Genomic DNA, 24296 nt, shown 5'->3' on the forward strand with positions numbered 1-24296 from the left:
CCGAGTACGCCGAAGCGCCGATGCGCCTGCGACCGCGCGGGGAGTACGTCGGGCCGTGATCCCGCACGAAGCAACCGGGTCTGCGACTCGCTCGCCCGTGGCGGGGTCATGACAAAGCACCGCGCCCTCGTCCGTCGGGTCTGGTACATCCTTGTGTCACACGACACATACTTGTTACCTTAGGCACATGGATGTTCCGTCTCTGATCGAGCTCCTCGGGCGCACGCCGACCGCAACGGCGCGTGCGACCGGGCTCTCTCGTATGACCGTGCGCCGGGTGCGCGATGGAGTGTCCGCGCCGACGATCGAGACGCTACGCGAGCTCGCGCTGGCGGCCGGGTACGACATCGACGTGCAGCTGGTGCCCGTGAGCGACCCGGCAGCCGCCGTGGCGGCGCGAGTAGTCGCCGACCCGGCCACCCCGACCCGGGAAGATCTTGAGGGCTGGGGGATGACGTCACCTGAGGAAGTCCAGCAGATCGACGAATGGATGGCTCGCCTCGAGCGTCACGCCGGCCCCGACCGGAATCGACTGCTCGAATTGGCGGGCCGGTACTCGGCCGCGCAGCACCGGAAGGGTGCCAGGTTCTTCGCCCCGAAGCCGGGGCTCACGCAGCAGCAGACGATCGAGGTGGCCAACAGTGCTCTGCGTCCGCTGAGCGGGGCAATTTCGGGAGTTGCGGCTGCTCGCGCCTACCTCGGCCACGCCCCGGACCCCGGTCCCGTGGTGGCGTGGTCGACGGATACCGACGCGGTGGCCGAGCGGCTGTCGGCGACGATGCGCGAGGTTGACGAGTATCAGCCGGCCGGTGTTCTGGTTGCGCCTACGATGCAGGCTTACCTGGTCGACATGATGATCCCGCCGGACTGGGAGCAGCAGATCGTCTCGCCGATCCAGGCGGCGATCGACCTGTACGGACTGGGCTACGACCAGCTGGCCGACGAGATCACCGAAGGGTGGTGAACGATGAGCGAAGAGAGCACGCAGGAGCGGTCTCCGAAGAAGTGGGGTATGACCGCGGCGGACTTCGCCACGCGTGCGCAGGAGAACCGTGACCGACACCAGGCGGGGGCTTCGATCCGTGATCCGTTCGTCGGCGACGCCACCCGTGAGCAGCGCACGGGCCGGATCACCTGGCGACCGGGTGCGGTCAACTTCGAACTCGTCGAGCCGTCTGCGGTGCAGCGGTCGCTCTTCCGCCTAGAGAAGTCGCTGCCCGAGCTCGTCTGGAACGCGGCCGCCCTGGAGGGCAACACCTTTACGCTGCCGCAGGTGCAGACCCTGCTGGATGGTGTCACCGTCGGTGGGAAGAAGCACGAGGAGGCGGAGCAGATCCTCGCCCTGAGCGAGGGCATGGACCTGATGATCAGCGCGGTGCGTGACGGCTCCTTCTCGCTGCGCAAAGAGATGAGTGACCGCATCCACGGTGTGATCGCCAGATACGAAGCGATCGAGTCGGGCAACTTCCGTGGCGAGGGTAGCGTGCACGGCGGCGGTTCCGTCACGCTCGCCAGCGGCGGGACCGTCGACGGTGATCCGACCGGGAGGAACGGGGAGCAGCTCCGGGAGGACTTCACGAACCTGCTGGCCGGGCTCGGCGCACTCGGCGATCCGAGAGCCCGCGCCCTGGTGTACTTCGCCTCGGCAACCCGGTCCCAGTTCTACTTCGACGGGAACAAACGCACCGCCAGAATCATGATGACCGGCGCGCTGGTCCAGTCGGGCTTCGCGCCCATCAACATCCCCTATGCACGGCAGGAGGAGTTCAACGTCGCGCTGGACGAGGTGTTCCGCACGGACGACGGGACCCGGCTGATCTCCTTCCTCACGACATGCACCATGCTCGACCGACGATGAGAACGCCGGTGATCTGCGGAACTTCCGCGTCGCGTTTCGCACTGCGGTGATGTCGTCTTCGCCGAGAACGACACCTAGCCAGTTTCCTGGCTAGGATGCCGCCATGATGTACAACGTCCTGGACGCGCGGAACAACCTGTCGAAGCTGATCGCCGACGCCGAGTCGGGGATCGAGGTCACGATCGCGCGCCGCGGGGTGCCGGTGGCGCGGATCGTGCCCATCGAGGGCGCCCCGTCTCGCACGCGCAACGCTTTCGCGGAGTGGTTGGCAGCGAACCCCGTCACGGCGGAGCGAGCGCGACCGGTCGACGAGATCGATGCGATCGTCGCCGAGAATCGGGCCGCCGGGGCGTGATCTACGTCGACAGCTGCCTGGTCATCTACGCGGTCGAGCGCGACGACGACATCGGCGAGCGCACGCGCACCGCACTCGCAGCCGCCGACGAGCCGCTCGCGACGAGCCCCCTGGTCATGCTCGAGGCGCTCGTGAAACCGATGCGGGATGCCGACGCCCAGGCGCAGTCGACCATGTGGAGCGCCTTCGATGCTCTCGAACTGCTGCCGGTGGACCCCGACGCCTTTCTCGACGCGGCGTTGCTGCGTGCCCGCTACCGCGGCTTGCATACGGCGGATGCCCTGCATCTCGCCGTCGCCCGACGGGCGGGGTGCCGCGCTCTCTGGACGAACGACTCGCGTCTCGAGACGGCGTCGGGGGGCTTCGCGGTCGACGTCATCGGCAGCGCTCGCTAGCACCCCCACGTGCGTGCCCTGCGCCCCCTCCGGCGTTCGAGGCCGATGCCGCCCCGGCGTCTCAGCGGTTCTCCCACCCGCGCGCGAGTTCCACGACCGCCGCCACCGCGGCCTCGGTGTCGGCCGGTGAGCCGCCCGCGCGACCGGCGACGAGCCCCGCGACGAACGCGCTCAACGGTGCCGCGGGCCGGGCCACGCCGTTCGCGACGTCGCGAGCGAGGTCGAGGATCAGCGAGATGGGGATGTCGCCCTCGCCCAGATCGAAACGTTCGGCGAGCGCCGCGCTCCAATCGTTGAGCGCTTCGGGCGGCAGGGTGCGGGATTCGGTCATGGCTGCTCCTCCTCGGGCTGCTCGAAGATCGTCCCACGTGTCGACGTCGTGCGTCAGGGCCGGGTCGACCGACACCGGGGTCACCGCCATCCCCCCGAGCAGTGCCCGCATCGACGCATCGCGTCCGCGGTCGGGAAGAGGGGATGCCGCTGCGCGCAGCGCCGCCGTCCGGTACCGGCCGATCAGCCACTGGCGTCGGCCGTCGTCGAGGCAGACGCCGTCGACGCCCGACGGGAGCGCATCGGGCAGCAGCGCCACCGCCTGCCCCACGGTCGGCAGGTCGCAGGCGACGACGTAGACCTCATCGGCATCCACCGACGACAGGGCAGCGATAATCCCCGCCACCGGGCCGCCGAACGGGGGCTCCTCGCGCACCCACTCGACGTCGAGGCCGGGGGCGAGCTCGGGCGCGGCGACCACGATGCGCTCCACGCCCGCCGCACGGACGGCGGTGATCGCCGCGGCGAGGAGCGTCGCGCCGTTCACCTCGAACAGGGGCTTCACCGCCCCGCCGACCCGCGATCCGCGCCCCCCGGCCAGCAGGATCGCGTCGGCCCTCACCACAGCGTCACGCTCACGAGATCGCCCGCGACGAGATCGGTCTCGCCCGGGGGGACGACCGCCAGGCCGTCGGCATCGCCGAAGCCGCGGGTGCCGCGCTCGACCGGGCGGGCGAGCCAGCGCGACGGGTCACGACGGTCGAGGGCGACCGGCACGTACTGCACCCGCTCGGGACGCGCACGCCACCCCGCGGCGAGCGCCACGCGCACGGCGGCGCGACCGAGGTCGGCATCGCCCTCGAGTGCGCGCAGCGCGGGCCGCACGAACAGCTCGAACGACACCGCCGCGCTGACCGGGTTGCCGGGGAGGCCGAACAGCAGGGTTCCCGCGGGGGTGCGCCCGAAGCCCTGCGGCTTGCCGGGCTGCATGCGCACGCGGTCGAAGCGCATGAGGTCGCCGAGGGTGTTCTTCACGACCTCGTACGCCCCGGCGCTCACCCCGCCCGAGAACACCACGACGTCGGCCCCGGCCGCCTCCGCCGCGGCGATCGCGCGGCGGGGTCCGTCGCCCTCGTCGCCCACGCTCGTGCGCAGCACGACCTCGGCACCCGCCTCCTCAGCGAGCCCGGCGAGCAGCACGCTGTTCGACTCGGGGATCCGACCGCGCGCCAGCGGCGCGCCAGGCGCGACGAGCTCCGAGCCGGTCGACACGACCGCGACGCGAGCGGCGCGCGACACGGTGACCGTGCCGACTCCGGATGCCGCGATGGCACCCGCCCGCGCCGCGGTGACCCGCAGCCCGTCGGCGACGACGAGGTCGCCCGCGCGCACGTCGGAGCCGCGGCGGCGGATGTGGGCACCGGGTCCTCGCGGCGGCACGACGATCGTGACCGACTCGACGCCGCCGGCGAGTCCGTGCGCGGTGTCCTCGAACGGGACGACGGCGAGAGCATCGGTGGGCACGGGCGCCCCCGTCATGATGCGGGCCGCGTCGCCGGCATCCATCCGCGGGTCGAGGTCGGTCCCCGCGGGAAGATCGGCGACCACGCGCAGGGTCGCGGGCGCGAGATCGCGCACGGCGAAGCCGTCCATGGCCGAGCAGTCGAAGGCCGGCACGTCGACGGCTGCCCGCACCGGATGCCGCAGCACCCGGCCACGGGCCGCCGCCACGTCGCGGGACTCGGGGTCGAGGGGCTCGACCGCGTCGAGGACGGCGGCGAGGTGGTCGGCGACGTCGATCACGCGGGGGTCCGTGCGGAGGGGACGGGCATGGTTCCAGCGTAGGCGCGGGGGGTGTGCGGGCGGGCGCTGCGTGGGTGGGGCGGGCAGGCGAGCGGGGGCCGCGCGCGCGGGCTGGGCAGGCGCGCGGGGCGAGCGGGGGCTGCGCGGACGGGCTGGGCAGGCGCGCGGGGCGAGCGGGGCCCGCGCGAGCGGGCTGCGCGGCATCGAGGCCTCGGTGCGGGGCTGAGCTGCGCCGGGCGCGGGGCGGCGCGCGAGGGGGGAGAGCGGGGCCAGCGGAGGATGTGGGACGAGCGGAGGACGCGAGAGCGGTCCCTCGCCCTCCGCCGGTCCCACGCCCTCCGCTCATCACACCCTCCGCTCATCACGCCCTCCGGCGGTCCCACATCCTCCGCTCGTCACCTCGCCGCAACCCCCGAAGTCCCGGACGCGCCCGGTCTACCGTGGAGACATGGACGACCTGACCTACGACGAGGTCGGCGCGACGGCCGGCGAGATGCCTCCGGGGTACCACCACGTCCGCGCCCACCGTGTGATCGGGCACGGCCGCGGCGATTTTGAGCGCGCGGCCGACGCCCTGCTCGCGGGCGAGGCCCAGCGGCGCGCCGGCGCCCGGGTCGAGCTGTCCGAGACGCCGATGCGCGAGGGCACGCGCGTCACGATGCGGCTGGGTCTCGGCATCCTGGCGTTCCGCATCCCCTGCCTCGTCGTCTGGGCCGAGCGCACCGACACCTCGGCCGGCTTCGCCTACGGCACGCGTGCGGGCCATCCCGAACGCGGCGAGGAACGCTTCACGCTGACGCTGCGCCCGTCGGGCGAGGTGGCGTTCGACATCGCCGCCTTCTCGGCACCGGGCCGCTGGTTCACACGCGTGGGCGCACCGCTCGGCCGTGTCGTGCAGGCCTGGATGACGCGGCGGTATCTGCGGGCACTCGACGCGCGCTGACCCGGGGTGCCCCGTGTCGGATGAACTCGGGCCTCCGACGACGCGGCGGCAGGGTGAGCCCCGCCGCGCAGATTCGTTGCGTCGGCGGCGTGCACAACTCCTGAGTTCTGGCGGCACCCGACCGCCGCGGGGGCGGAAATCCGCATGTCGGCCTCAGCGCACCGCCCGATCCTCAGGAGTTGCGCACGGGCGGTCGGCGACGGCTCGGGCACCGAGATCGCCGACGGCGACGCGAAGGGCGCCCCGGCCGAAGCCGGAGCGCCCTTTCGTCGTGCCTGGGGTCAGGAGCGGGGACGGTCGTCTTCCACGACCGACTGCACGCTGTCCGTCGCCGGCGTCTCGTCGTCGGTGCGTACCTCGTCGGCAGCGATCGCGAGGTCGACCGCGGCGTCTTCGAGGGCCTCGGCGACCACGTCGCGCACGTCTCCGCGGTCGTCGGCGGGCGTGCTCGTGACGGGGCTCTCGGGCTCGAGGCCCTCCGTGACGCGGTCCGCCGCAGCGATGTCCGCATCGGCGGAGGCCACCCGCTCGCGTGGCGCCTGCACCGTCTGCTCGACAGCGGCTGCGGCACCGGCGGCGACGTCTCTCGACCTGGCCACCGCGACGTCGACGGTCTCCGACGCGCTGGCGGCGAGGTCCCTCGACTTCGTTACCGCGTCATCGACGGCGGCCGAGGCGCCGGCCGCGACGTCCTTCGACTTCGCCTTCATGTCGTCGACCGCCTCCGACGCGCGGGCGGCGACGGCATCCGTGCGCTCCTTCACGTCGCCGGCGACGTCGCGGGCGCGGGCCGACACGGCATCCGCCTTCTGCTCCGCCTCGTCGACGACGTCACGGTCGAACGGGCCGAAGACGCCCGTCACGACCACGTCGACGTCGATCCGACCGCGACCGAGGGGCTCGAGCGCATCGCGGACGGCCGTCCGCACGGCATCCGACACCTCGTGCAGCTTGTGCGGGTAGTCCACGACGAGCGAGATGGTGGCGGTGACGGAGTCGGCGCGATCGGTGTCGATCTTCACACCGGGCGCGGTGCTCGCGAGTCCCACGCGCTCCCGAACGGCATCCGACGCACGCCCCAGCAGGCTGCCGAGGGAGTGGACGCCCGTGACGGATCCGGCGGCGGTCGCGGCGAGCGCGGCCGCGGCGTCCAGGGCCGGGGGGTCGATGGCGGGGTCGATGGTTGTCATGACGTCTCCTCGTGGGGTGTCAATGCACGCGGGTGTTGTCGTGCGCGAGCTTCGCGCGCAGACCCGAGTGGATCGAGATGTAGGCGCGCAGGTTCTGACCCGTCAGGGCGGCGAGGTTCGACACGAGGGTGTCGACGTGCTCGGCCACCTGGCGGGGAGAGGTGTTCTGTCGCGGGGTCACCGCGACGTGCAGCACCGACTCCTTGTTGATCTCGCCAGCGGTGATGCGGGCCGAGAGGATCTCGTCGCGCTCGGCCAGGGCGTTCTTCAGCGCTTCGGAGGCGAAGTTGTCGGTGACCGTGATGCGGCCCTCGTCGCTCGCGCTGCCGGTGGACTGCAGGGGTGCCTGACGACGACCGCGCACGGCGGACGAGGCGATGACGATGAGGATGACGGCCAGCACCACGAAGGCGGCGACCGCTCCCCAGCCGGCGGACTCGCGACCGAGGCCCACGAGCCAGCCCTGGAAGCCGCCCATGACCGAGGTCCAGGTGTCGGCTCCGCCGCGGGCGAGCCCGACGAGCAGAGCGAGGGCACCGGCGGCCAGCAGCACGACGGCGACCAGGAAGAGCAGGAAGCGGTTCAGACCGCGACGCGTCGCATTCATCGGGACTCCTTGGTGTCGGGACGCTGCACGCGCAGGTGGGTGCGCACGGCGGGCGAGAGCTTGTACGAGGTGACCTCTTCTTCGACGAGGCGGCGCAGCTCGGCTTCGTCGACGGGGATGCCGACCGGGGGCCGCACGGTCACATCGACCGAGCGGTGGGCCACGCCCACGACGATGTCGTCACGGGCGATGCCCGACTCGTTGCTCAGGTGCTGGGCGACGGCAGAGGCCACGACGCCGTTGTCGACGACGACGGCACGCTCACCCCACGCCATCTCGTGACGCGACAGGCGTCCGGGCTTGAGCGCGAGGACGAGAACGAGCACACCCACGAGGGCGAGCACGATGCCGCCGACGATGAACGCGACGGGAAGCAGGGCGGTGGGGGCCGCGACGACGGCGTTCAGCGCTTCGCCGGGGGCGACGAGCAGAGCGGGCTGCCCGACCAGGTTGAGGATGATCTCGACCGCGGCGTAGGCCAGGACGAGCAGGAGCAGCACGGCCACGACGATCATGGCCACGGTGCGCGGCGAGTGGGTCTCGCGGCGCACGACGGTGCGGAGCACGGCGTCGGTCATCACAGCACTCGCTTTCGCTGGGGGGCGGAGGCGCCCGAGATGGTCAGGTCGACGCGCGAGACCTCGCGGCCGAACAGGCGGGTCAGACGCGACCGCAGTTCGCTCTGGGCGACGCGGGCGGCTTCCAGCACGGGGGTGGCGGCGCGCACGGCCTCGGTGTCGTCGAGGCGCGGCACGGGGAAGGCCGAGGTCACGCGGACCACGGCCGTGTCGCGGGACGAGACGATCTCGACGCGGACGTTCTTGGCATCCACGCCGATGATGTCGGCGGCGGCCCGCTCCGCGGTCTTCTGCAGCACGCGGTCCGAGATGGCGACGCGGCCCGCGGGGAGGCCGGGGCCGGCAACCGAGCTGCGGTTGCCGACCCCGGGAGAAGCGGTGACGGTGGTCACGATGTGCTCCGACCCTTGAAGGCGTTGACGATGTTGCCGAAGTCGATCTCACCCGCCGTGATGCGGGCGACGACGATTCCGATCGCCATGAACAGGGCGACGAGGATGAATCCCCAGAAGCCGAAGATCAGGGCGCTGAGGGCCAGGACGAGCCCGACCAGGGCGCCCTTCGTCGTGGCGCTCACTGGACGCGCTTTTCGTTGCTGTCGTCGTCGTTGTTGTCGTCGCCCGGGATGTGGACGTCGTTCACGTCGACGTTGACCTCGACGACCTCGAGGCCGACGAGACGGTTGATGGCACCGGCGACGCGGCCGCGGACCTGGTCGGCGACTTCCTGGATGGGGGCGCCGTACTCGACGACGATGGTGATGTCGGCGGCGGCCTGGGTCTCGCCGACCTCGACCTTGACGCCCTGCGTCAGGTCGGTGGCGTTGATCGCGTCACGGATGGCACCCAGCGCGCGGGCTCCGCCGCCGCCGAGCGCGTACACACCGGCGACCTCGCGGGCAGCGATCCCGGCGACCTTGGCGACGACGCCCTCGGCGATCGTGGTCTTGCCCTCGGTGTGGGCGTCCTGTCCGCGGGCGCTCAGCGGGCGGTTCACGCGCGACGCCGTCTGGGGGACGTTCTGCGCGGCGGGGGTGGTGGGGGCGTTCTCAGCCATGTCCGTGCCTTTCAACAGTCGTGACCCGGTCGTTCCGGGGTGGGCGCTTTGGCCTACATGGATAAGACGTACCGGGTGCAGGAATCGTCACGTCGGGATTGAAAAAAACTCCGAAATCTGTATTCGCATGAATGCGAATGGGCGTTTCCCTCGTGATTCCGCGGGTGGATGCGCTCCCACGACGCTTCCTGCGTCGGCGGCCCCGGACGCCCGACGAAGCGGATCCCCGTAGTCCCCGCCCCCGGATCCCCCCCTCCCCGCCCCTCCCGATCCGGTCGGCGCCGGCGGGCGTACGCTCGATCCATGAGCCCCCTCCGTGCGTTCGTCCGGTCCTGACGTGGGCCGCCTCACCGCCTCCCGCCGCGTCACCCGCCTCACCCTCGACGGGGTCCGTCGCGAGCGACCGGATGCCATCGCCGTCGAGGAGCCGCTCGAGATCCGCGTCGCCGGGTCGCCGTTGGCCGTCACGATGCGCACCCCGGGTCATGACGTCGAACTGGCCGCCGGTTTTCTCGTGTCGGAGGGCGTGATCAGCCGCGGCGACGAGTTCGCCCGGGCGATCCACTGCGGCGGCCCCGGCACCGGCGGTGCCGACGGCAACACGTACAACGTGCTCGATCTCACGCTCGCACCGGGCGTCGCCCTCCCCTCGCCCGACATCGCCCGCTCGTTCTATACGACGAGCTCGTGCGGCGTCTGCGGCACGGCCTCCATCGAGGCGGTCGAGAAGGTGTCGTCCTACGACGTCTCGTCCGACGGCATCCAGGTGTCGGCGCACGACGTCGCGGCCTTCCCCGACCGCCTGCGCGAGCAGCAGAAGACGTTCGACAAGACCGGCGGACTGCACGGCGCCGCCCTCTTCGACGTCGCGAGCGGCGCGATGCTCGTGGCCCGCGAAGACGTCGGTCGGCACAACGCCGTCGACAAGGTCGTCGGGTGGGCGCTGCTGAACGACCGCCTGCCGCTGCGGGGGACGGTGCTGCAGGTCTCGGGCCGCGTGAGCTTCGAGCTGGTGCAGAAGGCCGTGATGGCCGGCATCCCGGTCCTGTCGGCGGTGTCGGCGCCCTCCTCTCTCGCCGTCGAGCTGGCCGACCGTGCGGGGCTCACGCTGGCCGCGTTCGTCCGCGGTGGCAGCATGAACCTGTACACGCGGGCGGATCGCATCCAGGCGCCGTCCACAACCCCCGCGACGGACGAGGTCGCGAGCGTACGCTGACGAACGCGCACGGGGGTGAGGGTGGATGCCACCGCCCCGGCGCTGAAGACTTCGGAGGGTGAACATGGGTGAGTCGTTCGGATTGATGGCCGAGAAGCCGCGACAGGGCGGGCTCGGGCCGGCGGTCACGACCGAGTGGTCGAGCACCGGCGAGTACGAGCACCCGGCCGCCGGCTGGGGGGCCGCCTTCTCGGTCGGAAAAGTGCTGCTCGAGCAGCGCCAGCCCGTCGCGGGGACGCGCGCGATGTTCACGATGAACCACCCCAAGAGCGGGTTCGACTGCCCCGGCTGCGCGTGGCCCGACGACAAGGGCGTCGCCCTCGACATCTGCGAGAACGGCATCAAGCACGTCACGTGGGAGATGACGCACAAGCGCGTCGGCAAGGAGTTCTTCGCCGAGCACTCCGTGACCGAGCTGTCGCAATGGACCGACTTCGACCTCGAAGACGCCGGTCGCCTCGTCGGCCCCCTGGCGTACGACGCGGCATCCGATCACTACGTGCCGATCTCGTGGAACGACGCCTTCCGCATGATCGCGCAGCACCTCACCGCGCTCGACTCGCCCGATCAGGCGGCGTTCTACACCTCGGGGCGCCTGAGCAACGAGGCGTCGTTCCTCTACCAGCTGTTCGCGCGCGAGCTCGGCACGAACAACCTCCCCGACTGCTCCAACATGTGCCACGAGGGCTCGGGACGCGGCCTCACTGCCTCGCTCGCCACCCCGAAGGGCACCGCCGACCTCGAAGACTGGGAGAGCTGCGACGCCCTCTTCGTGCTCGGCGTCAACGCCGCCTCGAACGCTCCGCGCATGCTCACGAGCCTCGCCGAGGCCGTCGACCGCGGCGCACAGGTCGTGCACGTGAACCCGCTGCGCGAAGCGGCGGCAACCCGCACGATCGTGCCCCACGAGATCGTCGACATGGCGACGTTCCAGTCCACCCCCACCAGCACGATGAACCTGCAGGTGCGCCCCGGCGGCGACCTCGCCCTCATCCGCGGCATGGCCAAGGTCGTGTTCGAGGCGTCCGAGACCGACCCCACCGCGCTCGACCAGGCCTTCCTCGACGAGTACACGACGGGCCTCGACGCCTACCGCGCCCTGGTCGAGGCGACCGGCTGGGACGAGCTCGTCGAGCAGGCGGGACTCACCGAGGCCGAGATCCGCGGAGCCGCCGACGTCTACCTGAGCGCCGAGCGCACGGTCATCAGCTGGTGCCTGGGCGTCAGCCAGCATCAGCACGGCGTCGACACGGTGCGCGAGATCGTCAACCTGCTGCTGCTGCGCGGCAACGTCGGACGCACGGGCACCGGCCCCTCGCCCGTGCGCGGTCACAGCAACGTGCAGGGCAACCGCACCTGCGGCATCAATCACAAGCCCACCGAGAAATGGCTCGCCAAGCTCGACGAGGTCTGCGGCATCGTCTCGCCCCGCGAGCCCGGCCTCGACACCGTGCACACGGTCGCGGGCCTGCACCGCGGCGACGTCAAGGTGTTCGTCGGCATGGGTGGCAACTTCGTGCGGGCGGCCCCCGACACCGCCCTCACCGCCGAGGGCATGAGCCGGTGCGAACTGACGGTGCACGTGAGCACCAAGCTCAATCGCAGTCACTTGACCCACGGCAAGGACGCGCTGATCCTCCCGTGCCTCGGCCGCACCGAACGCGACGTGCAAGAGGCGGGCCCCCAGTCGATCTCGACCGAGGATGCCATGAGCTCGGTCATGCTGTCGCTCGGCTCACGCCGCCCGGCATCGTCGCACCTGCTCAGCGAGCCCGAGATCATCGCGCGCATGGCCCGCGCGACGATGCCCGAGTCGGCGACGCCGTGGGAGTGGTACGTCGGCGACTACGACCGCATCCGCGACACCATGGCGAAGGTCCTGCCGGGCTTCGAGGGCTTCAACGAGCTCGTCCGCCAGCAGTACGGCTTCCGCATTCCGCAGCCGGCTCGCGAGCGCGACTTCCAGACCCCGTCGGGCAAGGCGGAGTTCTCGGATGCCGAGCTGCCCGACGTCATCCCCGAAGAAGCCGACGTGCTGGTGCTGCAGACCATGCGCTCGCACGATCAGTGGAACACCACGATCTACTCGGCCGACGACCGGTACCGCGGCGTCCGCAACATCCGCGAGCTGGTGTTCATGCACCGTCGCGACATGAAGGAGCGCGGCATCGCCGAGGGAGACCTGGTCGACATCGTCGCCACCTCGCGCGACGGGTCGGTCCGCAGCGTCACGGCGTTCCGCGCGCTCGAGTACGACACCCCGCGCGGCAGCGCCGCCGGCTACTTCCCCGAGCTGAACGTGCTGCTCGGTCCCGACGACTACAGCCGCCAGAGCGACCAGCCGCTGATGAAGGACATCCGGGTGCGCATCGCGAAGACCGCGTCCTGACCACCGGGCCCGCCGTGCACCGCGGCGAGCCCCCTTCCCTGACACCCGGGTCGGTGCCGCGTTCCGCCCGCCATCCGCTCCAGGGTGGTCAGCGGTCGAGCCGCGACAGGGCCTCCGCGGTCGCCGCGCGGAGGGCGACGACCGGGTCGCGCCAGGCCAGGTCCGCCCCCACGATCCGGGTCATCGAGAAGACGTGGGGGCCGTCGACTCCCGGGGCCACGTTCCCGGCAATCAGGGCGGCGGGCACGCCGTACCCCGCGGCGAGCGCGAGCACGTGACCCGGCCCCTTGCCCTCGAGGGTGGTCGCGTCGAACGCGCCCTCCCCCGTCAGCACGAGGTCGGCTCCGGCGATCGCCGCGTCGAGCCCCCGCGCGGCGGCGACGAAGGCGGCGCCGTCGACGAGCTCCGCCCCGGCGGCGAACAGCGCGCCCGACAGACCCCCGGCCGCGCCCGTCCGCGCCACCCCGTCGAGCGAGCGACCGAACCGTGCGGTCCACTCCGCGGCATCCGTCACGAGTCGAGCCGTGAGGCGCTCGACCATCGCCGCATCGGCCCCCTTCTGCGGGCCGAACACGCGCGCGGCATCGCCGAACGCGGCGGTGGCGTCGGTCAGCACGATGACTCCGGGCGGGAAAGGAACGCGAGCACCCAGCGCGTCGAGCGCCCCGCGCCCGCCGTCGGTCATCGCCGATCCGCCCATTCCCACGACGATCCGCGTCGCCCCGGCGTCGAGGGCGAGAGCCAGCAACTCGCCGACGCCGCGGCTCGTGGCGCCCCACGGGTCGTTGCCTCGCGCACCTCCGGCGAGGACGAGCCCGGATGCCGCGGCCGACTCGATCACGGCACTGTCACCGTCGAGGCGCCAGGCGGCGGCGACCGGAAGACCGAGCGGCCCCGTGACGGTGTCGCGACGGGTCGGGCCGCCGAGGGCGTCGAGCGTGCCGTCACCGCCGTCCGCCATGGGTAGGACGACGGTCTCGGCCTCGGCCCACCGCTCGCGGACCGCTGAGGCCATGGCATCCGCCGCCTCCTGGGCGGTGAGCGTGCCCTTGAACTTGTCGGGGGCGATCACGACGCGCATGGGCACCTTCGGTCGGGGCGGGTGTCTGCACCCTACCGCCGGGCATCGCGCGGCCGGGCGGCCGCCGCACGCCCTCGGCGATCCGCGCACCCTCAGCCCGGATGCCACGAGCCCCCGCCCGCACACAACCTCAGCGATTCGCGCACCCTCAGCCGATCGAGCCCGAATCGAACCGACGTTGTGAGAAGCACTGACCTTGCGCCCGAACGCCCCGAGCGGGCCGCCCGCAGACGGCCCCGGCGATGTCCGACCACCCAACTAGACTGACTCCGTCCGGCCCCTGCGATTTCTGGAGCTCAGCCGCGTGACCACTTCACCCGAATCCGCCGCCCGTACGGCACTCGCCGACACCGTCGAGAACGCCATCTCGACGCCCGAGAAAGAGCAGCCCTACGGCGCCCTCGGTCTCAAGAGCGACGAGTACGCCCGAATCCGCGAGATCCTGGGCCGCCGCCCCACCAGCGGTGAGCTGGCGATGTACTCGGTCATGTGGAGCGAGCACTGCTCCTACAAGTCCAGCAAGATCTACCTGCGCCAGTTCGGCCAGAAGGTCAGCGACGAGATGAAGACCCGCCTCATGGTGGGCATGGGCCAGAACGCCGGCGTCGTCGACGTGGGCGACGGCTGGGCGGTCACCTTCAAGGTCGAGTCGCACAACCACCCCAGCTACATCGAGCCGTTCCAGGGCGCGGCCACCGGCGTCGGCGGCATCGTGCGCGACATCATCTCGATGGGCGCGCGCCCCGTCGCGATCATGGATCAGCTGCGCTTCGGCGCCATCGACCACCCCGACACCCCGCGCGTGGTGCACGGCGTCACCAGCGGCATCTCGTTCTACGGCAACTGCCTGGGCCTGCCCAACATCGGCGGCGAGACCGTCTTCGACGCCGTCTACCAGGGCAACCCGCTGGTCAACGCCCTCGCGGTGGGCGTCATGCGCCACGAAGACATCAAGCTCGCCAACGCGACCGGGGTGGGCAACAAGGTCGTGCTGTTCGGTGCCCGCACGGGCGGCGACGGCATCGGCGGCGCCAGCATCCTGGCATCCGACACCTTCGCCGACGGCGGCCCCACCAAGCGCCCCGCGGTGCAGGTGGGCGACCCGTTCGCCGAGAAGGTGCTCATCGAGTGCTGCCTCGAGCTGTACAAAGACGACCTCGTCGAGGCCATCCAAGACCTGGGGGCCGCCGGCATCTCGTGCGCCACGAGCGAGCTCGCCGCCAACGGCGACAGCGGCATGAAGGTCGAGCTGTCGAAGGTGCTGCTGCGCGACCCCTCGCTGACGCCCGAAGAGATCCTCATGTCGGAGTCGCAGGAGCGCATGATGGCGATCGTCGCGCCCGAGAAGCTCGACGCGTTCCTCGCCGTCGTCGGCAAGTGGGACGTCGAGACCAGCGTGCTCGGCGAGGTCACCGGAGACGGCCGCCTCGTCATCGACTGGTACGGCGAGCGCATCGTCGACGTCGACCCCTCGACCGTCGCGGTCGACGGCCCCGTGTACGAGCGCCCCGTCGCGTACCCCACGTGGATCGACGCGCTGAACGACGACACGGCGACGACCCTCGCGCGGGCGACGGATGCCGAGACCCTCCGCCAGCAGTTCACCACCCTGGTCGCGAGCCCCAACCTCGCCGACACCTCGTGGATCACGAACCAGTACGACTACTACGTGCTCGGCAACACGGCGCTGAGCTTCCCCGACGACGCCGGTATGATCCGCGTCGACGAAGAGACCGGCCTCGGCTTCGCGATCGCGACCGACTGCAACGGCCGCTACAACCAGCTCGACCCCTACAACGGCGCGAAGCTCGCTCTGGCCGAGGCCTATCGCAACGTCGCGGTCACGGGCGCCGTGCCCACCGCCGTCACCGACTGCCTCAACTTCGGCAGCCCCGAGAACCCCGAGGTCATGTGGCAGTTCAGCCGGGCCGTCGAGGGCCTGAGCGACGGATGCCTCGAGCTCGGCATCCCGGTCACGGGCGGCAACGTCTCGTTCTACAACCAGACCGGTGACCAGCCGATCCACCCGACCCCCGTCGTGGGCGTCCTGGGCATCATCGACGACGTCGCCGCCCGCATTCCCAGCGGGTGGCAGGATGCCGGTGAGAACCTCTACCTGCTCGGCACCACCGCCGACGAGCTCGACGGTTCGCAGTGGGCCGGCACGATCCACGACCACCTCGGCGGCCGCCCGCCCCGGGTCGACCTGGCGCAGGAGCGCAAGCTCGCCGAGCTGCTCAAGGCCGCCGGTTCGCAGTCGCTCGTGTCGAGCGCCCACGACCTGTCGTCGGGCGGTCTCGCGCAGACCCTCGCCGAGGGCGTCATGCGCTTCGGCGTGGGTGCGCGCGTGTGGCTCACCGAGCTCATGGAGCGCGACGGCGTCGATGCCACGGCGGCCCTGTTCAGCGAGTCGACCGGCCGCGTCCTGGTCAGCGTCCCCCGCGAAGAAGACGTCAAGTTCCGAGGCCTGTGCAACGGCCGCGGCTACCCGGTGCTGCGCATCGGTGTGACCGACGTCGAGCCCGGCACGGTGGCATCCCTCGAGATCCAGGACGTCTTCACCGTCACGGTCCCGGAGCTGCGCCGCCTGTCGAACGAGACCCTGCCCGCCGTCTTCGGTCCCACCGTCGCGGAGCCCGTGGCCTGAGGGTTCGGGCCCTCGGCCCCGACACCCCGCCCGCCCAGAGGAGAAGTGCGATGAGCGACGACGACGACATGACGGTGTTCAGCGACAAGCGCCAGCGGCGGGTGAAGCTCACCGCGTGGGTCGTGATCGGTGCGCTCATCCTCACCGGTGGCGGCGCGACCGTGTTGACGTTGATCCTGGGCTGACGCGCGTCCCACGCGAGGGGCGTTCCCCGTCGCCGAGGCTGCGTCCCGGCGGAGCGCCCCCTCTCGCGTCGAACCGACTCGGGCGTCGGGGGTGCTTCCCCTGCGCGTTCCGGCCGAATGCCCGGCGTGATGTCAGACACCGCCCGTAGCATGGGGGTGTGGAACCGCTGGTGATCTTTCTCACCGAGTGGTGGTGGATCGGCCCCGCAGCGGCCGGTGCCGGCACACTCGGGTGGGTCGGCGTGCGCCGCACACGGCAACGCGCGCTCCCCGCGGGAACCACGACCACCGGCGACCGAGCGGCCCGGGCCTGGGCTTCTCGCCCGCTGAGCAAGAACGCCGCCCGTCGTCTCGAGCTCGACGCCGCGCAGCTCGATCTGCAGAGCGCCCGGCACGCCGTCATGCGCGGACGCGCCGAGGTGAAGGTCGCCGATGCCGAGGTGGTGCGCGCTCAGGCCGAGCGCGCGGCGTCCCGCGTTCCGGCCGACGTGGTCGCCGCCGCCCGCGGTCGACTCGTCGACGCCCAACGCGACCTGCGCGCCGCGATCGCCGAGGTGCGGGCCAGCCGCGCCGGCGTGAAAGCGGCGAAGGCGATGCTGCCGGCGATCCGCTCCGGTGGCGCGCCCCTTCCGGTCGCGCGTCTGCTGGCCGAGCACGACGCCGTCCTCGCCCGCTGGATGTCCTACGAGACCGACCCCGCGCTGGCGATCGACTACCCCGCCATGACCGACTCGCGCTCCCCCCTGCTCGCCGACTTCCTGCGCGCGCACGAACGCGCGCAGTGGCTGCGTCCGGCCTCGACCACGACGCGTCTCGAGCCCGCCCAGTTCCTCGCGTACCGCGATGCCGTGCGTCACGTCTCGCACGCGTTCGACCGCGCGGAGCGCGCCGCACGGCGCGGCGGCGAGCAGCCCAGCGTCGAGGGCACCGACGCGTGGGGTCGCGTGGCCTCCGATCTCGCCGAGACGGCTCAGCGTGCGCTGGCCCGTTCGATGGAGTCGATGGGCCGTGCAGCGGCCCGCAACTGGAGCGAACGGGGCGCGAAGCGCGCGCAGAAGAAGGGCCCCGACGCCGCTCCCCCCACGCCGAACGAGCGCCCCGTGCGGCCGCCGCCCGCGCGCGAGAAGCCGCGACCGCCGGCATCCTGAGCCGCCGTCGGGCGAGCGGCGTAGCATGGCGCCGTGCAGGAGTTCTGGAATTTCGCCGGCCAGTACTGGTGGCTGGTCTTCCCCGTCTTCGGAATGACCATGGGGGCGGTCAACGCGCGCGTGAAGCACCGCGAGGTCGCCGCCCGTCGGCGCCACCGCGAGCAGATCGAGCTGATCCGCGCGCAGGGCGGGGCCGTTCCGGCGTCGATCTCCGCTCCGACCGTGGGCGCCCCGGTCGCCGACGCCCAGCAGCGCGCCGTGGACGCGCACGACGCCGTCACCCACCGCTGGCTCGAGTACGAGCTCGACGCGTCGAAGCTCATCTCCTACCCGGCGATGAGCGACGGCCGCCAGCCGCTCACGGCGGCGTTCCTGCGCGCGAAGAAGGTCGCCGACAATCTGCGCCCCCGCATCGATGAGGTGTTGTCGCCCGATCGGCTCAAGGAGTACCGCGAGGCCGTCACCGACTACGAAGTGGCCTTCGAGGTCGCCGAGCGCGACGCCCGACGGGTCAAGGACGCCGCGTTCACCGCCGACGAGCGCAAGCGCCTCGACACCGCGAAACAGCTGCTCAGCGTCGCCACCGACCAGGCCGCCACCCCGAACGAGCGGCAGGTCGCCTACCGCCGCGTGCGCGAGGAGTTGAACGGTCTGATCTGGCTGTCCGACGAGGCCGTCGACGTGCTCGAGAAGAAGGTCGCGCTCGAACTGCCCCGCGGCAGCGGCGATACACCCCGCACTCCGCTCATCCCGCCCGAGCCCGCGGTCTGACGCGACGGCTCCCGCGCGGAGTCGTCAACTCTTGCGGCGTATCCGCACCGGCCCCCGCGCCGTCGTCACGTCGACGACCCGACCCTTCTGCGTCACCTCGACCTCGCCGAGCCCGACGAGTTCGTGCGCGGCGTCGCGCGCCGGCTGCATGAGGTCTCGCCAGTCGTCGCCGCCGATGGCACGGGCCGCCTCCGATGGGCAGATCGTCTTGTCGGCGTCGCGCGCGGCGAGCAGTTCGCGAATGGATGCCACGAGCCGAGGATCCGCACCAGATGCCGGGGTCATCTGTCCAGTGTCCCTCCGCGCCGCGGTGTCGGGGTCAGAATGAGCCGGTGATCACCGAGCGCCATGCCCCCGATCTGCCCGGACGCGCCGTCATCGAGCAGCGGTGGAACCGCGCCGTCTTCGTGCACTGGCGGGTGGACCCGGCCGACGTCGCCCCGCTGCTTCCGGCCGGCACCCGTCCCGACGTGCACGACGGCTCCGCGTGGGTGGGGCTCGTGCCCTTCGTGCTCAGTGAGTTCCGCTTCCTGCCCCTGCCGCCCGTGCCCTTCGTCGGCACGTTCACCGAGATCAACGTGCGCACCTACGCGATCGACGACGAGGGCCGCCGCGGCGTCGTGTTCCGCACGCTCGAGGCCGAGCATCTGGCCCCCGTCCTCGGGGCCCGCGCGCTGTTCGGCCTTCCCTACCGGTGGGCTCGGGCCGGAGTCCGCACCGACGGCGCGCGCATCGAGTACCGCTCGCGGCGTCACGGGGAGCGGCATCCGGGAACCCACGTGCGTGCCACCCTCGGCACCGACACGGCGGACACCCCCCTCTCGCGGTTCCTGACCGCGCGATGGGGCTTCCACGAGCGTCACCTGGGCCGCACGATCTGGGCCGCGAACAGCCACGAACCGTGGCCCCTGGTCGAGGCGCAGCTCGACGTGCTCGACGACGACCTCGTCGCCGACGCCGGCTTCCCCCAGCTCGCCGGCCGCACGCCCGACTCGGTGCTGGCGATGCCCGCGGGCCACCCCGGCTTCATCACGCGCTTCACGACGGCGCACGCGATCGCCTGAGTCGGGCGGAGGATGCGGTCCGTCTCGCCGAGAAGAGCTGCCGGTGCGCCGAAGACACCACTCACCCGAATGCGGTGCGTTTTCATCTTTCTCATGTATGCATGCTCATGTTTACCTTGCGAGTGGGCGTTGACCAACGTCGTTCCACCCCACGGCGCTCGCGCCGAAAGGACAATTCATGAGCACGCAACATCGATCGGCGGTTTCAGCCGCGTTCCTTGCCCTCGCCATCGCATTCGCGCCCACCTCCGCGGCACTCGCGGCGACGGACAGTGCGACGGACCCCGAGTCCACGTTCCACGAGTTCGTCGACGATCTGGCGCTCTCACCGGCGAGTAAGCGCCAGGTCGAGCAGTACTTCGCCGCACTTCCGGAGGAGAAGCAGGAGGCGGGCGCCGCGGACCCATCGACACTATTCACCTATTCCGAGGCCACCTCCACCGTTCGCCAGCTACCTGTTGCCCCCTCGGACAGTGGGCGCCTCACCACCCTGGCCGCAGCGGGTATTCGAACGCTGCAGGTGAGCAACCGACAGGACGTCAAGATCGGGAATGTCACGTTCATCACCTTCAGCCTGAGTTACACATATGAGGCGCGTGGCAGCTCAGTCACACGGAACATCAACTGCACGGGGTCTGCATCAGGAGTGATCAGTGCGAGCTCGTCACCCACATCCTGGATCTCTCAAGGACGTGGGACCTGCGATGTGCGCACCCAAGCCAGCGTTTTCGTGAAGGGCCTGCCCTTCCAGTTCACGAAAGTGCACACGGTCACGACGCAAGCGGGCAATCCTGCTCGGGTCGACGGCCGAATCTACTCGGCATGACGATCCATGCACACACGCGGGCCAGATCGCGAGCTTCCTCTCTCCACTGGTGGGCTGTCGCGGCAGCCGCCGTCGCACTGGCCGCGCCGCTGCCGGACGAATGGAGGCTCACCGTCCAGATCTTGACCCTCGTCTTCGGAGTAGTGGTGCTGTGGGTGGTCCGGGGTCGAGCGGCTCGATCGATCGCGGCGGCCGTCGTTGTCGTGGTCGGCGCCGTCGTAGGCGTGCAGATCGCCGGGCAGGTCCTCGCTCTCGTGTTCGAGCGATCCTTCATCGACGACGCCGTCGTCGTCGGCTGAGAGACGGCCAGCGGGACCGACGCCAGAAAGAAACGTCAGTCGCGCTGCGTCGGGAACGCGTCGGGGTACTGCTCGAGCCACGCCTGCACGGCCTCGGGCTCCTTGCCCTCGCCGTACTCGTTGACGACGAGGTCTTCGAGCGAGCCGTACTGCTCGTCGTCGAGCTGGATGCCGGCGATGAGCTCGGTGGCATCCGGGTACTTCTCGGCGAAGCCGGAGGTCGCGAGGAAGTGCAGAGCCTCGGGGTCGCCCATCAGACCCTGGGGGTCCTCGAGGTCTTTCACGTCGTAGGCGTCGTTCGCCCAGAAGGGACGCCACAGGGTGACCGCGATGTCCTTCTGCGCCGCGATGGCGTTGTCGAGCTCGGTGAGCATCGCCGCGGTCGACGAGGTGACGAGTTCGAAGTCGCCGTCGAGGCCGTAGCCGGGCAGCATGGTCTCCTGCGTCTGCTTGGTGAGGCCGGCACCCGGCTCGATGCCGTAGATGCGCCCCTCGAAGCGGTCGGCGTTGGCCTGCAGCTGCTCGATCGAGTCGATGTCGACGTAGCTGGGCACCGCGATCGTGAGCTTGGCGTTGTCGTAGTACGCGCCGAGGTCTTCGATCTTGTCGCCGTAGGTGTTCATGTAGTCGGCGTGCGTCAGCTCGGGCCACGCCGACGGGTAGATGTCGACGTCGCCCTGGGCGAGGCCGGCGTAGAGCGGGCCCGCCTCGGTGAGGGTCTGCATCTCGACGGTGTAGCCGAGCTTCTCGAGCTGGTCCTCGAGCAGGTAGGCGGTGCTGAGACCGTCGGTCCACGACGGCAGGAACCCGAGCGTGATCGTGCCCTTGTCGCCGCCGCCGCCGTCTCCGCCCTCGGCCTGGTTGCCGCTCGCGCAGCCGGCGAGCGCGAGGGCGCTGACGGCCCCGAGGGCCAGGGTGGTGGTGAGGTGTCGCTTGTTCATCGCTGTGTTCTCTTCCTTTTCGTATGCGTTTCCGTGTGTGCGCGCGCGTGAGGTGCCAGGACTCACGCGGGGGTGGGGGCGGCGGGGGCGCGACGTCGGCCCAGCGCCGCGAGCAGCGACGAGGCGTTGTCGGACCGGTTGCCGAGGGCGGCGGTGAGGCGGTCGAGGTACACCGCCAGCACGACCACGCTGAGGCCCGCCTCGACGCCCTTGGGCAGGTTGACGGTCGAGATCGACTGCACGACCTCCTTGCCCAGGCCGTCGGCGCCGACGATGCCGGCGACGACCGCCATCGACAGGGCGAGCATGATGACCTGGTTGACGCCCGCCATGATGGTGGGCATCGCGAGCGGCAGTTGGATGCCACGCAGGATCTGTCCGGGCGTCGCGCCGAACGCGTGCCCGGCCTCCACGGTCTCGGAGTCGACCCCGCGGATGCCGAGCTCGGTCAGACGCACGCCCGGGGGCAGCGCGAAGATGACCGTCGAGACGACACCGGGTACCACCCCGATGCTGAAGAACGTGATCGCGGGGATCAGGTAGACGAAGGCGGGCATGGTCTGCATGAAGTCGAGGATCGGCTTCATGACGGCGCGCACGGTGGGATTGCGCGCCGACCAGATGCCGAGCGGCACCGAGATCGCCACGGCCACGATCGTCGCCACGAGCACGAGCGCGAGCGTCTGCATCGCCGTGACCCACTGACCCATGCCCAGGATGAGGGCGAAGCCGATCACCGTGCCGAGGGCGAGCTTCCACGAGCGCAGGAGCCACGCCAGCAGTGCCGCGATCACGATCACGACGATGATCGGGGCGGCCAGCAGCACGTCGCTGAGGCCACCGACGAGAAAGCGCACGGTCACGGCGATGACATCGAAGAGACCCGAGAGGTTGTCGCGGAGCCAGTCCACGCCGGCGTCGACCCACTGGCCGACCGGAATGCGGAAACCATCCATCAGCGCATCCCTCCGGTCTCGGATGCCGGGACCCCGGGGTCGGCTGAGGTCGCGTCGAGCACCGCGTCGATCTCTGCCGACGGGAGCGGGTTCGGAAGCACGGTGATCTCCTCGGTGGCGGTGGGGCCGGGGCCGAGAGCGGCCAACAGGGTGACGCGCGGGATGACGCCGGCCAGGCGTCCTTCGGCGTCGAGCACGGCCAGCGGAAGCGGCGACTCGACCGACGGCACGAAGAGGTTCATGAGCACGTCCTCTTCGCGCACGCTCTGCGGCAGCGGCCGGAGCCTGCCGAGCAGCGAGTTCTCTCCCGCGCGCACGAGCTTGATGGCGTCGCGGTCGGTGATGATCCCGAGCGGCTTGCGGTCGCGGTCGGTGACGTAGGCGGCCGACATGTACGCGTCGCGCATCTGGCGCAGCGCCGTCCGGGGGCCCGCCGACGCGTCGACGCGCGGTCGGGGACGTTCCATGACGTTGCCGGCCGTGAGCACGCGGGCGCGGTCGACGTCCTGCACGAACTGCTCGACGTAGTCGTTGGCCGGGTCGGTGAGGATGTCTTCGGGCGTGCCGATCTGCACGATGCGCCCGTCGCGCATGACCGCGATGCGGTCGCCGAGGAACATGGCCTCGTTGAGGTCGTGGGTGATGAAGACGATCGTCTTCTTCAGCGTCCGCTGCAGTTCGAGCAGCTGCTCCTGCATCTCGCGACGGATCAGGGGATCGAGGGCGCTGAAGGCCTCGTCCATGAGGAGGATGTCGGTGTCGGCGGCGAGAGCGCGGGCGATGCCGACGCGCTGCTGCATACCGCCCGACAGCGCGGAGGGGAGCTTGTCGCCCCACCCCTCGAGTCCGACGAGGGCGAGGATCTCGTCGGCCTTGGCGAGGCGCTCGGTCTTGCCGACGCCGCGGATCTCGAGCGGGTAGGCCACGTTGGCCGCGACCGTCCGGTGCGGCAGGAGCGCGAAGTGCTGGAACACCATCGCGAGACGATCGCGCCGCAGCGACCGGAGTCGCGCGGTGCCGACGCCCGTGAGGGGGTCGCCCTGCACCTCGACGGTGCCGGCGCTCGCCTCGTGGAGGCCGTTCAGCATGCGGATGATGGTGGACTTGCCGGAGCCGGAGAGCCCCATGATGACGAAGATCTCACCGGGGTGGACCTCGAAGCTCGCGTCGATGACGGCGGCGGTCCCGTGGTCGGCGATCTCTTCGCGACGGGCGCCGGAGCGGAGCTTCTCGACGGCAGCCTGGGGGGCGCGGCCGAAGACCTTGAACAGGTTCTTCGCCGCGAGGGCAGGCGCCTCGAACGCAGGCGGATGGGTCACTGTGTGCACCTCAGCGGCCTCGGGTGGCCGCAGCGGTCACGCCCGGGTGGCAGCCGTCAGCACTCTTCGGGGGGTGGAGTGCGTCGGCGTCGAATGTCGGATCCGACGCCCAGGCCGCCGACCGTACGCTCGCGGCGTCGACTCCCCCGAGTCGTCACCGGCGACCGCGGACTGGTCGGGTGGGCGGCCCGAATTCGGGCCTCCACCAAGGTTTCACGGTGATGGATCGGCTGGCAAATCGCCCGCCGCATTGCGCTCTCGAGCACCCTGTGGCACGCGCGTGCGCGTGCCCGATGCTTCACGGGCGCTCCCCCGCGGGCATCCCTGAAAGCGAGCCCGGGCGTGTCGCACAACGTCGGCGGAGGCGTTCCGGCATCCCGAAACCGTCGCGCCGAGGCG

General features: G+C 71.1%; 27 protein-coding genes. 14 read left to right on the plus strand and 13 right to left on the minus strand.

The annotated features are described in order from the left end of the window. Nucleotides 1–187: 187 nt before the first annotated feature. From IFR11_RS14300 to IFR11_RS14315, 4 genes are all read left to right on the plus strand, one after another. Nucleotides 188–964 (plus strand): helix-turn-helix domain-containing protein, encoded by a 777-nt coding sequence (locus tag IFR11_RS14300; RefSeq protein ID WP_191916591.1) that lies wholly within the window; start codon nt 188–190, stop codon nt 962–964. Nucleotides 965–967: 3 nt separating this feature from the next. Next, the gene (locus tag IFR11_RS14305; RefSeq protein WP_197978727.1) at nt 968–1858 is read left to right on the plus strand and encodes a hypothetical protein; all 891 of its coding nucleotides are present in this window, start codon (nt 968–970) and stop codon (nt 1856–1858) included. Between the two features lie 103 nt (nt 1859–1961). Beyond that, the gene (locus IFR11_RS14310) at nt 1962–2213 is read left to right on the plus strand and encodes a type II toxin-antitoxin system Phd/YefM family antitoxin (RefSeq protein ID WP_191916592.1); all 252 of its coding nucleotides are present in this window, start codon (nt 1962–1964) and stop codon (nt 2211–2213) included. Next, nucleotides 2210–2608 (plus strand): PIN domain-containing protein, encoded by a 399-nt coding sequence (locus IFR11_RS14315; protein ID WP_191916593.1) that lies wholly within the window; start codon nt 2210–2212, stop codon nt 2606–2608. Before IFR11_RS14310 ends, IFR11_RS14315 begins: the two co-directional genes overlap by 4 nt. A gap of 61 nt (nt 2609–2669) precedes the next feature. Here IFR11_RS14315 and IFR11_RS14320 read toward each other — a convergent pair whose 3' ends face one another. Together IFR11_RS14320 and IFR11_RS14325 are read right to left on the minus strand one after the other, a co-directional pair. Continuing rightward, on the minus strand, nt 2670–3503 hold the full coding sequence (locus tag IFR11_RS14320; RefSeq protein WP_342030308.1) for an NTP transferase domain-containing protein: 834 nt from the start codon (nt 3501–3503) through the stop codon (nt 2670–2672). Next, nucleotides 3497–4681 carry a molybdopterin-binding protein gene (locus tag IFR11_RS14325; protein WP_191916594.1) on the minus strand — a complete coding sequence of 395 codons (1185 nt, stop codon included), beginning with the start codon at nt 4679–4681 and terminating at the stop codon, nt 3497–3499. The genes IFR11_RS14320 and IFR11_RS14325 overlap by 7 nt, the downstream gene beginning before the upstream one ends. A gap of 448 nt (nt 4682–5129) precedes the next feature. Here IFR11_RS14325 and IFR11_RS14330 point away from each other — a divergent pair, with 448 nt between their 5' ends. Next, nucleotides 5130–5624: a DUF1990 family protein gene (locus IFR11_RS14330; RefSeq protein ID WP_191916595.1), complete on the plus strand. Its 495-nt coding sequence runs from the start codon at nt 5130–5132 to the stop codon at nt 5622–5624. A gap of 281 nt (nt 5625–5905) precedes the next feature. Here IFR11_RS14330 and IFR11_RS14335 read toward each other — a convergent pair whose 3' ends face one another. From IFR11_RS14335 to IFR11_RS14360, 6 genes are read right to left on the minus strand one after another with little or no spacing between them, the layout of a single operon-like run. Continuing rightward, nucleotides 5906–6814, minus strand: a complete 909-nt coding sequence (locus IFR11_RS14335) for an Asp23/Gls24 family envelope stress response protein (protein WP_191916596.1) — start codon at nt 6812–6814, stop codon at nt 5906–5908. Between the two features lie 19 nt (nt 6815–6833). Next, nucleotides 6834–7421 (minus strand): hypothetical protein, encoded by a 588-nt coding sequence (locus tag IFR11_RS14340; RefSeq protein WP_191916597.1) that lies wholly within the window; start codon nt 7419–7421, stop codon nt 6834–6836. Further along, complete coding sequence (locus IFR11_RS14345; protein WP_191916598.1) at nt 7418–7999, minus strand: DNA/RNA endonuclease G; 582 nt, start codon at nt 7997–7999, stop codon at nt 7418–7420. Before IFR11_RS14345 ends, IFR11_RS14340 begins: the two co-directional genes overlap by 4 nt. Beyond that, complete coding sequence (locus tag IFR11_RS14350; protein ID WP_055832190.1) at nt 7999–8391, minus strand: hypothetical protein; 393 nt, start codon at nt 8389–8391, stop codon at nt 7999–8001. Before IFR11_RS14350 ends, IFR11_RS14345 begins: the two co-directional genes overlap by 1 nt. Continuing rightward, complete coding sequence (locus tag IFR11_RS14355) at nt 8388–8576, minus strand: DUF2273 domain-containing protein (RefSeq protein ID WP_055832192.1); 189 nt, start codon at nt 8574–8576, stop codon at nt 8388–8390. Before IFR11_RS14355 ends, IFR11_RS14350 begins: the two co-directional genes overlap by 4 nt. After that, the gene (locus IFR11_RS14360; protein WP_055832194.1) at nt 8573–9055 is read right to left on the minus strand and encodes an Asp23/Gls24 family envelope stress response protein; all 483 of its coding nucleotides are present in this window, start codon (nt 9053–9055) and stop codon (nt 8573–8575) included. Before IFR11_RS14360 ends, IFR11_RS14355 begins: the two co-directional genes overlap by 4 nt. 337 nt (nt 9056–9392) lie before the next feature. Between IFR11_RS14360 and fdhD the strand changes: the two genes are divergently transcribed. Together fdhD and IFR11_RS14370 are read left to right on the plus strand one after the other, a co-directional pair. Continuing rightward, nucleotides 9393–10271: a formate dehydrogenase accessory sulfurtransferase FdhD gene (gene fdhD / locus IFR11_RS14365; protein ID WP_055935302.1), complete on the plus strand. Its 879-nt coding sequence runs from the start codon at nt 9393–9395 to the stop codon at nt 10269–10271. A 64-nt stretch (nt 10272–10335) separates the two neighbouring features. Then, the gene (locus tag IFR11_RS14370) at nt 10336–12660 is read left to right on the plus strand and encodes an FdhF/YdeP family oxidoreductase (protein ID WP_191916599.1); all 2325 of its coding nucleotides are present in this window, start codon (nt 10336–10338) and stop codon (nt 12658–12660) included. 88 nt (nt 12661–12748) lie between these two features. On the opposite strand, the gene IFR11_RS14375 is transcribed toward IFR11_RS14370, so the two are convergent. After that, nucleotides 12749–13741: a glycerate kinase gene (locus tag IFR11_RS14375; protein WP_191916600.1), complete on the minus strand. Its 993-nt coding sequence runs from the start codon at nt 13739–13741 to the stop codon at nt 12749–12751. A 304-nt stretch (nt 13742–14045) separates the two neighbouring features. Here IFR11_RS14375 and purL point away from each other — a divergent pair, with 304 nt between their 5' ends. The 4 genes from purL to IFR11_RS14390 all read left to right on the plus strand — a co-directional run bounded on the left by purL (nt 14046) and on the right by IFR11_RS14390 (nt 18492). Continuing rightward, a complete protein-coding gene (gene purL, locus IFR11_RS14380; RefSeq protein ID WP_191916601.1) occupies nt 14046–16388 on the plus strand; it encodes a phosphoribosylformylglycinamidine synthase subunit PurL in 2343 nt (780 codons plus the stop codon). A gap of 50 nt (nt 16389–16438) precedes the next feature. Continuing rightward, nucleotides 16439–16573 (plus strand): hypothetical protein, encoded by a 135-nt coding sequence (locus tag IFR11_RS16670; protein WP_258027439.1) that lies wholly within the window; start codon nt 16439–16441, stop codon nt 16571–16573. Between the two features lie 158 nt (nt 16574–16731). Next, nucleotides 16732–17721 (plus strand): hypothetical protein, encoded by a 990-nt coding sequence (locus tag IFR11_RS14385; RefSeq protein WP_191916602.1) that lies wholly within the window; start codon nt 16732–16734, stop codon nt 17719–17721. Between the two features lie 33 nt (nt 17722–17754). Then, nucleotides 17755–18492 carry a hypothetical protein gene (locus IFR11_RS14390; RefSeq protein WP_191916603.1) on the plus strand — a complete coding sequence of 246 codons (738 nt, stop codon included), beginning with the start codon at nt 17755–17757 and terminating at the stop codon, nt 18490–18492. A 24-nt stretch (nt 18493–18516) separates the two neighbouring features. Here IFR11_RS14390 and IFR11_RS14395 read toward each other — a convergent pair whose 3' ends face one another. After that, the gene (locus tag IFR11_RS14395; RefSeq protein WP_070408835.1) at nt 18517–18777 is read right to left on the minus strand and encodes a DUF3253 domain-containing protein; all 261 of its coding nucleotides are present in this window, start codon (nt 18775–18777) and stop codon (nt 18517–18519) included. A 47-nt stretch (nt 18778–18824) separates the two neighbouring features. On the opposite strand from IFR11_RS14395, the gene IFR11_RS14400 reads away from it, so the two are divergent. The 3 genes from IFR11_RS14400 (at nt 18825) to IFR11_RS14410 (ending at nt 20681) form a co-directional block, all read left to right on the plus strand. Further along, nucleotides 18825–19556: a DUF2071 domain-containing protein gene (locus IFR11_RS14400; protein ID WP_191916604.1), complete on the plus strand. Its 732-nt coding sequence runs from the start codon at nt 18825–18827 to the stop codon at nt 19554–19556. A gap of 178 nt (nt 19557–19734) precedes the next feature. Next, entirely contained in the window at nt 19735–20382 is a 648-nt protein-coding gene (locus IFR11_RS14405; RefSeq protein ID WP_191916605.1) for a hypothetical protein, read from the plus strand. Between the two features lie 122 nt (nt 20383–20504). Further along, nucleotides 20505–20681: a hypothetical protein gene (locus tag IFR11_RS14410; RefSeq protein ID WP_191916606.1), complete on the plus strand. Its 177-nt coding sequence runs from the start codon at nt 20505–20507 to the stop codon at nt 20679–20681. Nucleotides 20682–20716: 35 nt separating this feature from the next. Here the strand turns inward: IFR11_RS14410 and IFR11_RS14415 are convergent, their stop codons facing one another. The 3 genes from IFR11_RS14415 to IFR11_RS14425 all read right to left on the minus strand — a co-directional run bounded on the left by IFR11_RS14415 (nt 20717) and on the right by IFR11_RS14425 (nt 23897). After that, on the minus strand, nt 20717–21622 hold the full coding sequence (locus IFR11_RS14415; protein WP_191916607.1) for a glycine betaine ABC transporter substrate-binding protein: 906 nt from the start codon (nt 21620–21622) through the stop codon (nt 20717–20719). Nucleotides 21623–21684: 62 nt separating this feature from the next. Beyond that, nucleotides 21685–22578 (minus strand): ABC transporter permease, encoded by an 894-nt coding sequence (locus IFR11_RS14420; protein WP_191916608.1) that lies wholly within the window; start codon nt 22576–22578, stop codon nt 21685–21687. Next, complete coding sequence (locus IFR11_RS14425; RefSeq protein WP_191916609.1) at nt 22578–23897, minus strand: betaine/proline/choline family ABC transporter ATP-binding protein; 1320 nt, start codon at nt 23895–23897, stop codon at nt 22578–22580. The genes IFR11_RS14420 and IFR11_RS14425 overlap by 1 nt, the downstream gene beginning before the upstream one ends. Between the last annotated feature and the right edge of the window lie 399 nt (nt 23898–24296).

The sequence above is a fragment of the Microbacterium sp. CFBP 8801 genome, from assembly GCF_014839455.1.
Taxonomy (GTDB): Bacteria; Actinomycetota; Actinomycetes; order Actinomycetales; family Microbacteriaceae; genus Microbacterium.

Excerpts from the sequence above, each read along its gene's own strand:
- IFR11_RS14300 (WP_191916591.1), top strand. The coding sequence starts at position 188 with ATGGATGTTCCGTCTCTGATCGAGCTCCTCGGGCGCACGCCGACCGCA.
- IFR11_RS14305 (WP_197978727.1), top strand. The coding sequence starts at position 968 with ATGAGCGAAGAGAGCACGCAGGAGCGGTCTCCGAAGAAGTGGGGTATG.
- IFR11_RS14310 (WP_191916592.1), top strand. The coding sequence starts at position 1,962 with ATGATGTACAACGTCCTGGACGCGCGGAACAACCTGTCGAAGCTGATC.
- IFR11_RS14330 (WP_191916595.1), top strand. The coding sequence starts at position 5,130 with ATGGACGACCTGACCTACGACGAGGTCGGCGCGACGGCCGGCGAGATG.
- IFR11_RS14335 (WP_191916596.1), bottom strand. The coding sequence starts at position 6,814 with ATGACAACCATCGACCCCGCCATCGACCCCCCGGCCCTGGACGCCGCG.
- IFR11_RS14340 (WP_191916597.1), bottom strand. The coding sequence starts at position 7,421 with ATGAATGCGACGCGTCGCGGTCTGAACCGCTTCCTGCTCTTCCTGGTC.
- IFR11_RS14345 (WP_191916598.1), bottom strand. The coding sequence starts at position 7,999 with ATGACCGACGCCGTGCTCCGCACCGTCGTGCGCCGCGAGACCCACTCG.
- IFR11_RS14360 (WP_055832194.1), bottom strand. The coding sequence starts at position 9,055 with ATGGCTGAGAACGCCCCCACCACCCCCGCCGCGCAGAACGTCCCCCAG.
- IFR11_RS14370 (WP_191916599.1), top strand. The coding sequence starts at position 10,336 with ATGGGTGAGTCGTTCGGATTGATGGCCGAGAAGCCGCGACAGGGCGGG.
- IFR11_RS14375 (WP_191916600.1), bottom strand. The coding sequence starts at position 13,741 with ATGCGCGTCGTGATCGCCCCCGACAAGTTCAAGGGCACGCTCACCGCC.
- IFR11_RS16670 (WP_258027439.1), top strand. The coding sequence starts at position 16,439 with ATGAGCGACGACGACGACATGACGGTGTTCAGCGACAAGCGCCAGCGG.
- IFR11_RS14395 (WP_070408835.1), bottom strand. The coding sequence starts at position 18,777 with ATGACCCCGGCATCTGGTGCGGATCCTCGGCTCGTGGCATCCATTCGC.
- IFR11_RS14405 (WP_191916605.1), top strand. The coding sequence starts at position 19,735 with ATGAGCACGCAACATCGATCGGCGGTTTCAGCCGCGTTCCTTGCCCTC.
- IFR11_RS14415 (WP_191916607.1), bottom strand. The coding sequence starts at position 21,622 with ATGAACAAGCGACACCTCACCACCACCCTGGCCCTCGGGGCCGTCAGC.
- IFR11_RS14420 (WP_191916608.1), bottom strand. The coding sequence starts at position 22,578 with ATGGATGGTTTCCGCATTCCGGTCGGCCAGTGGGTCGACGCCGGCGTG.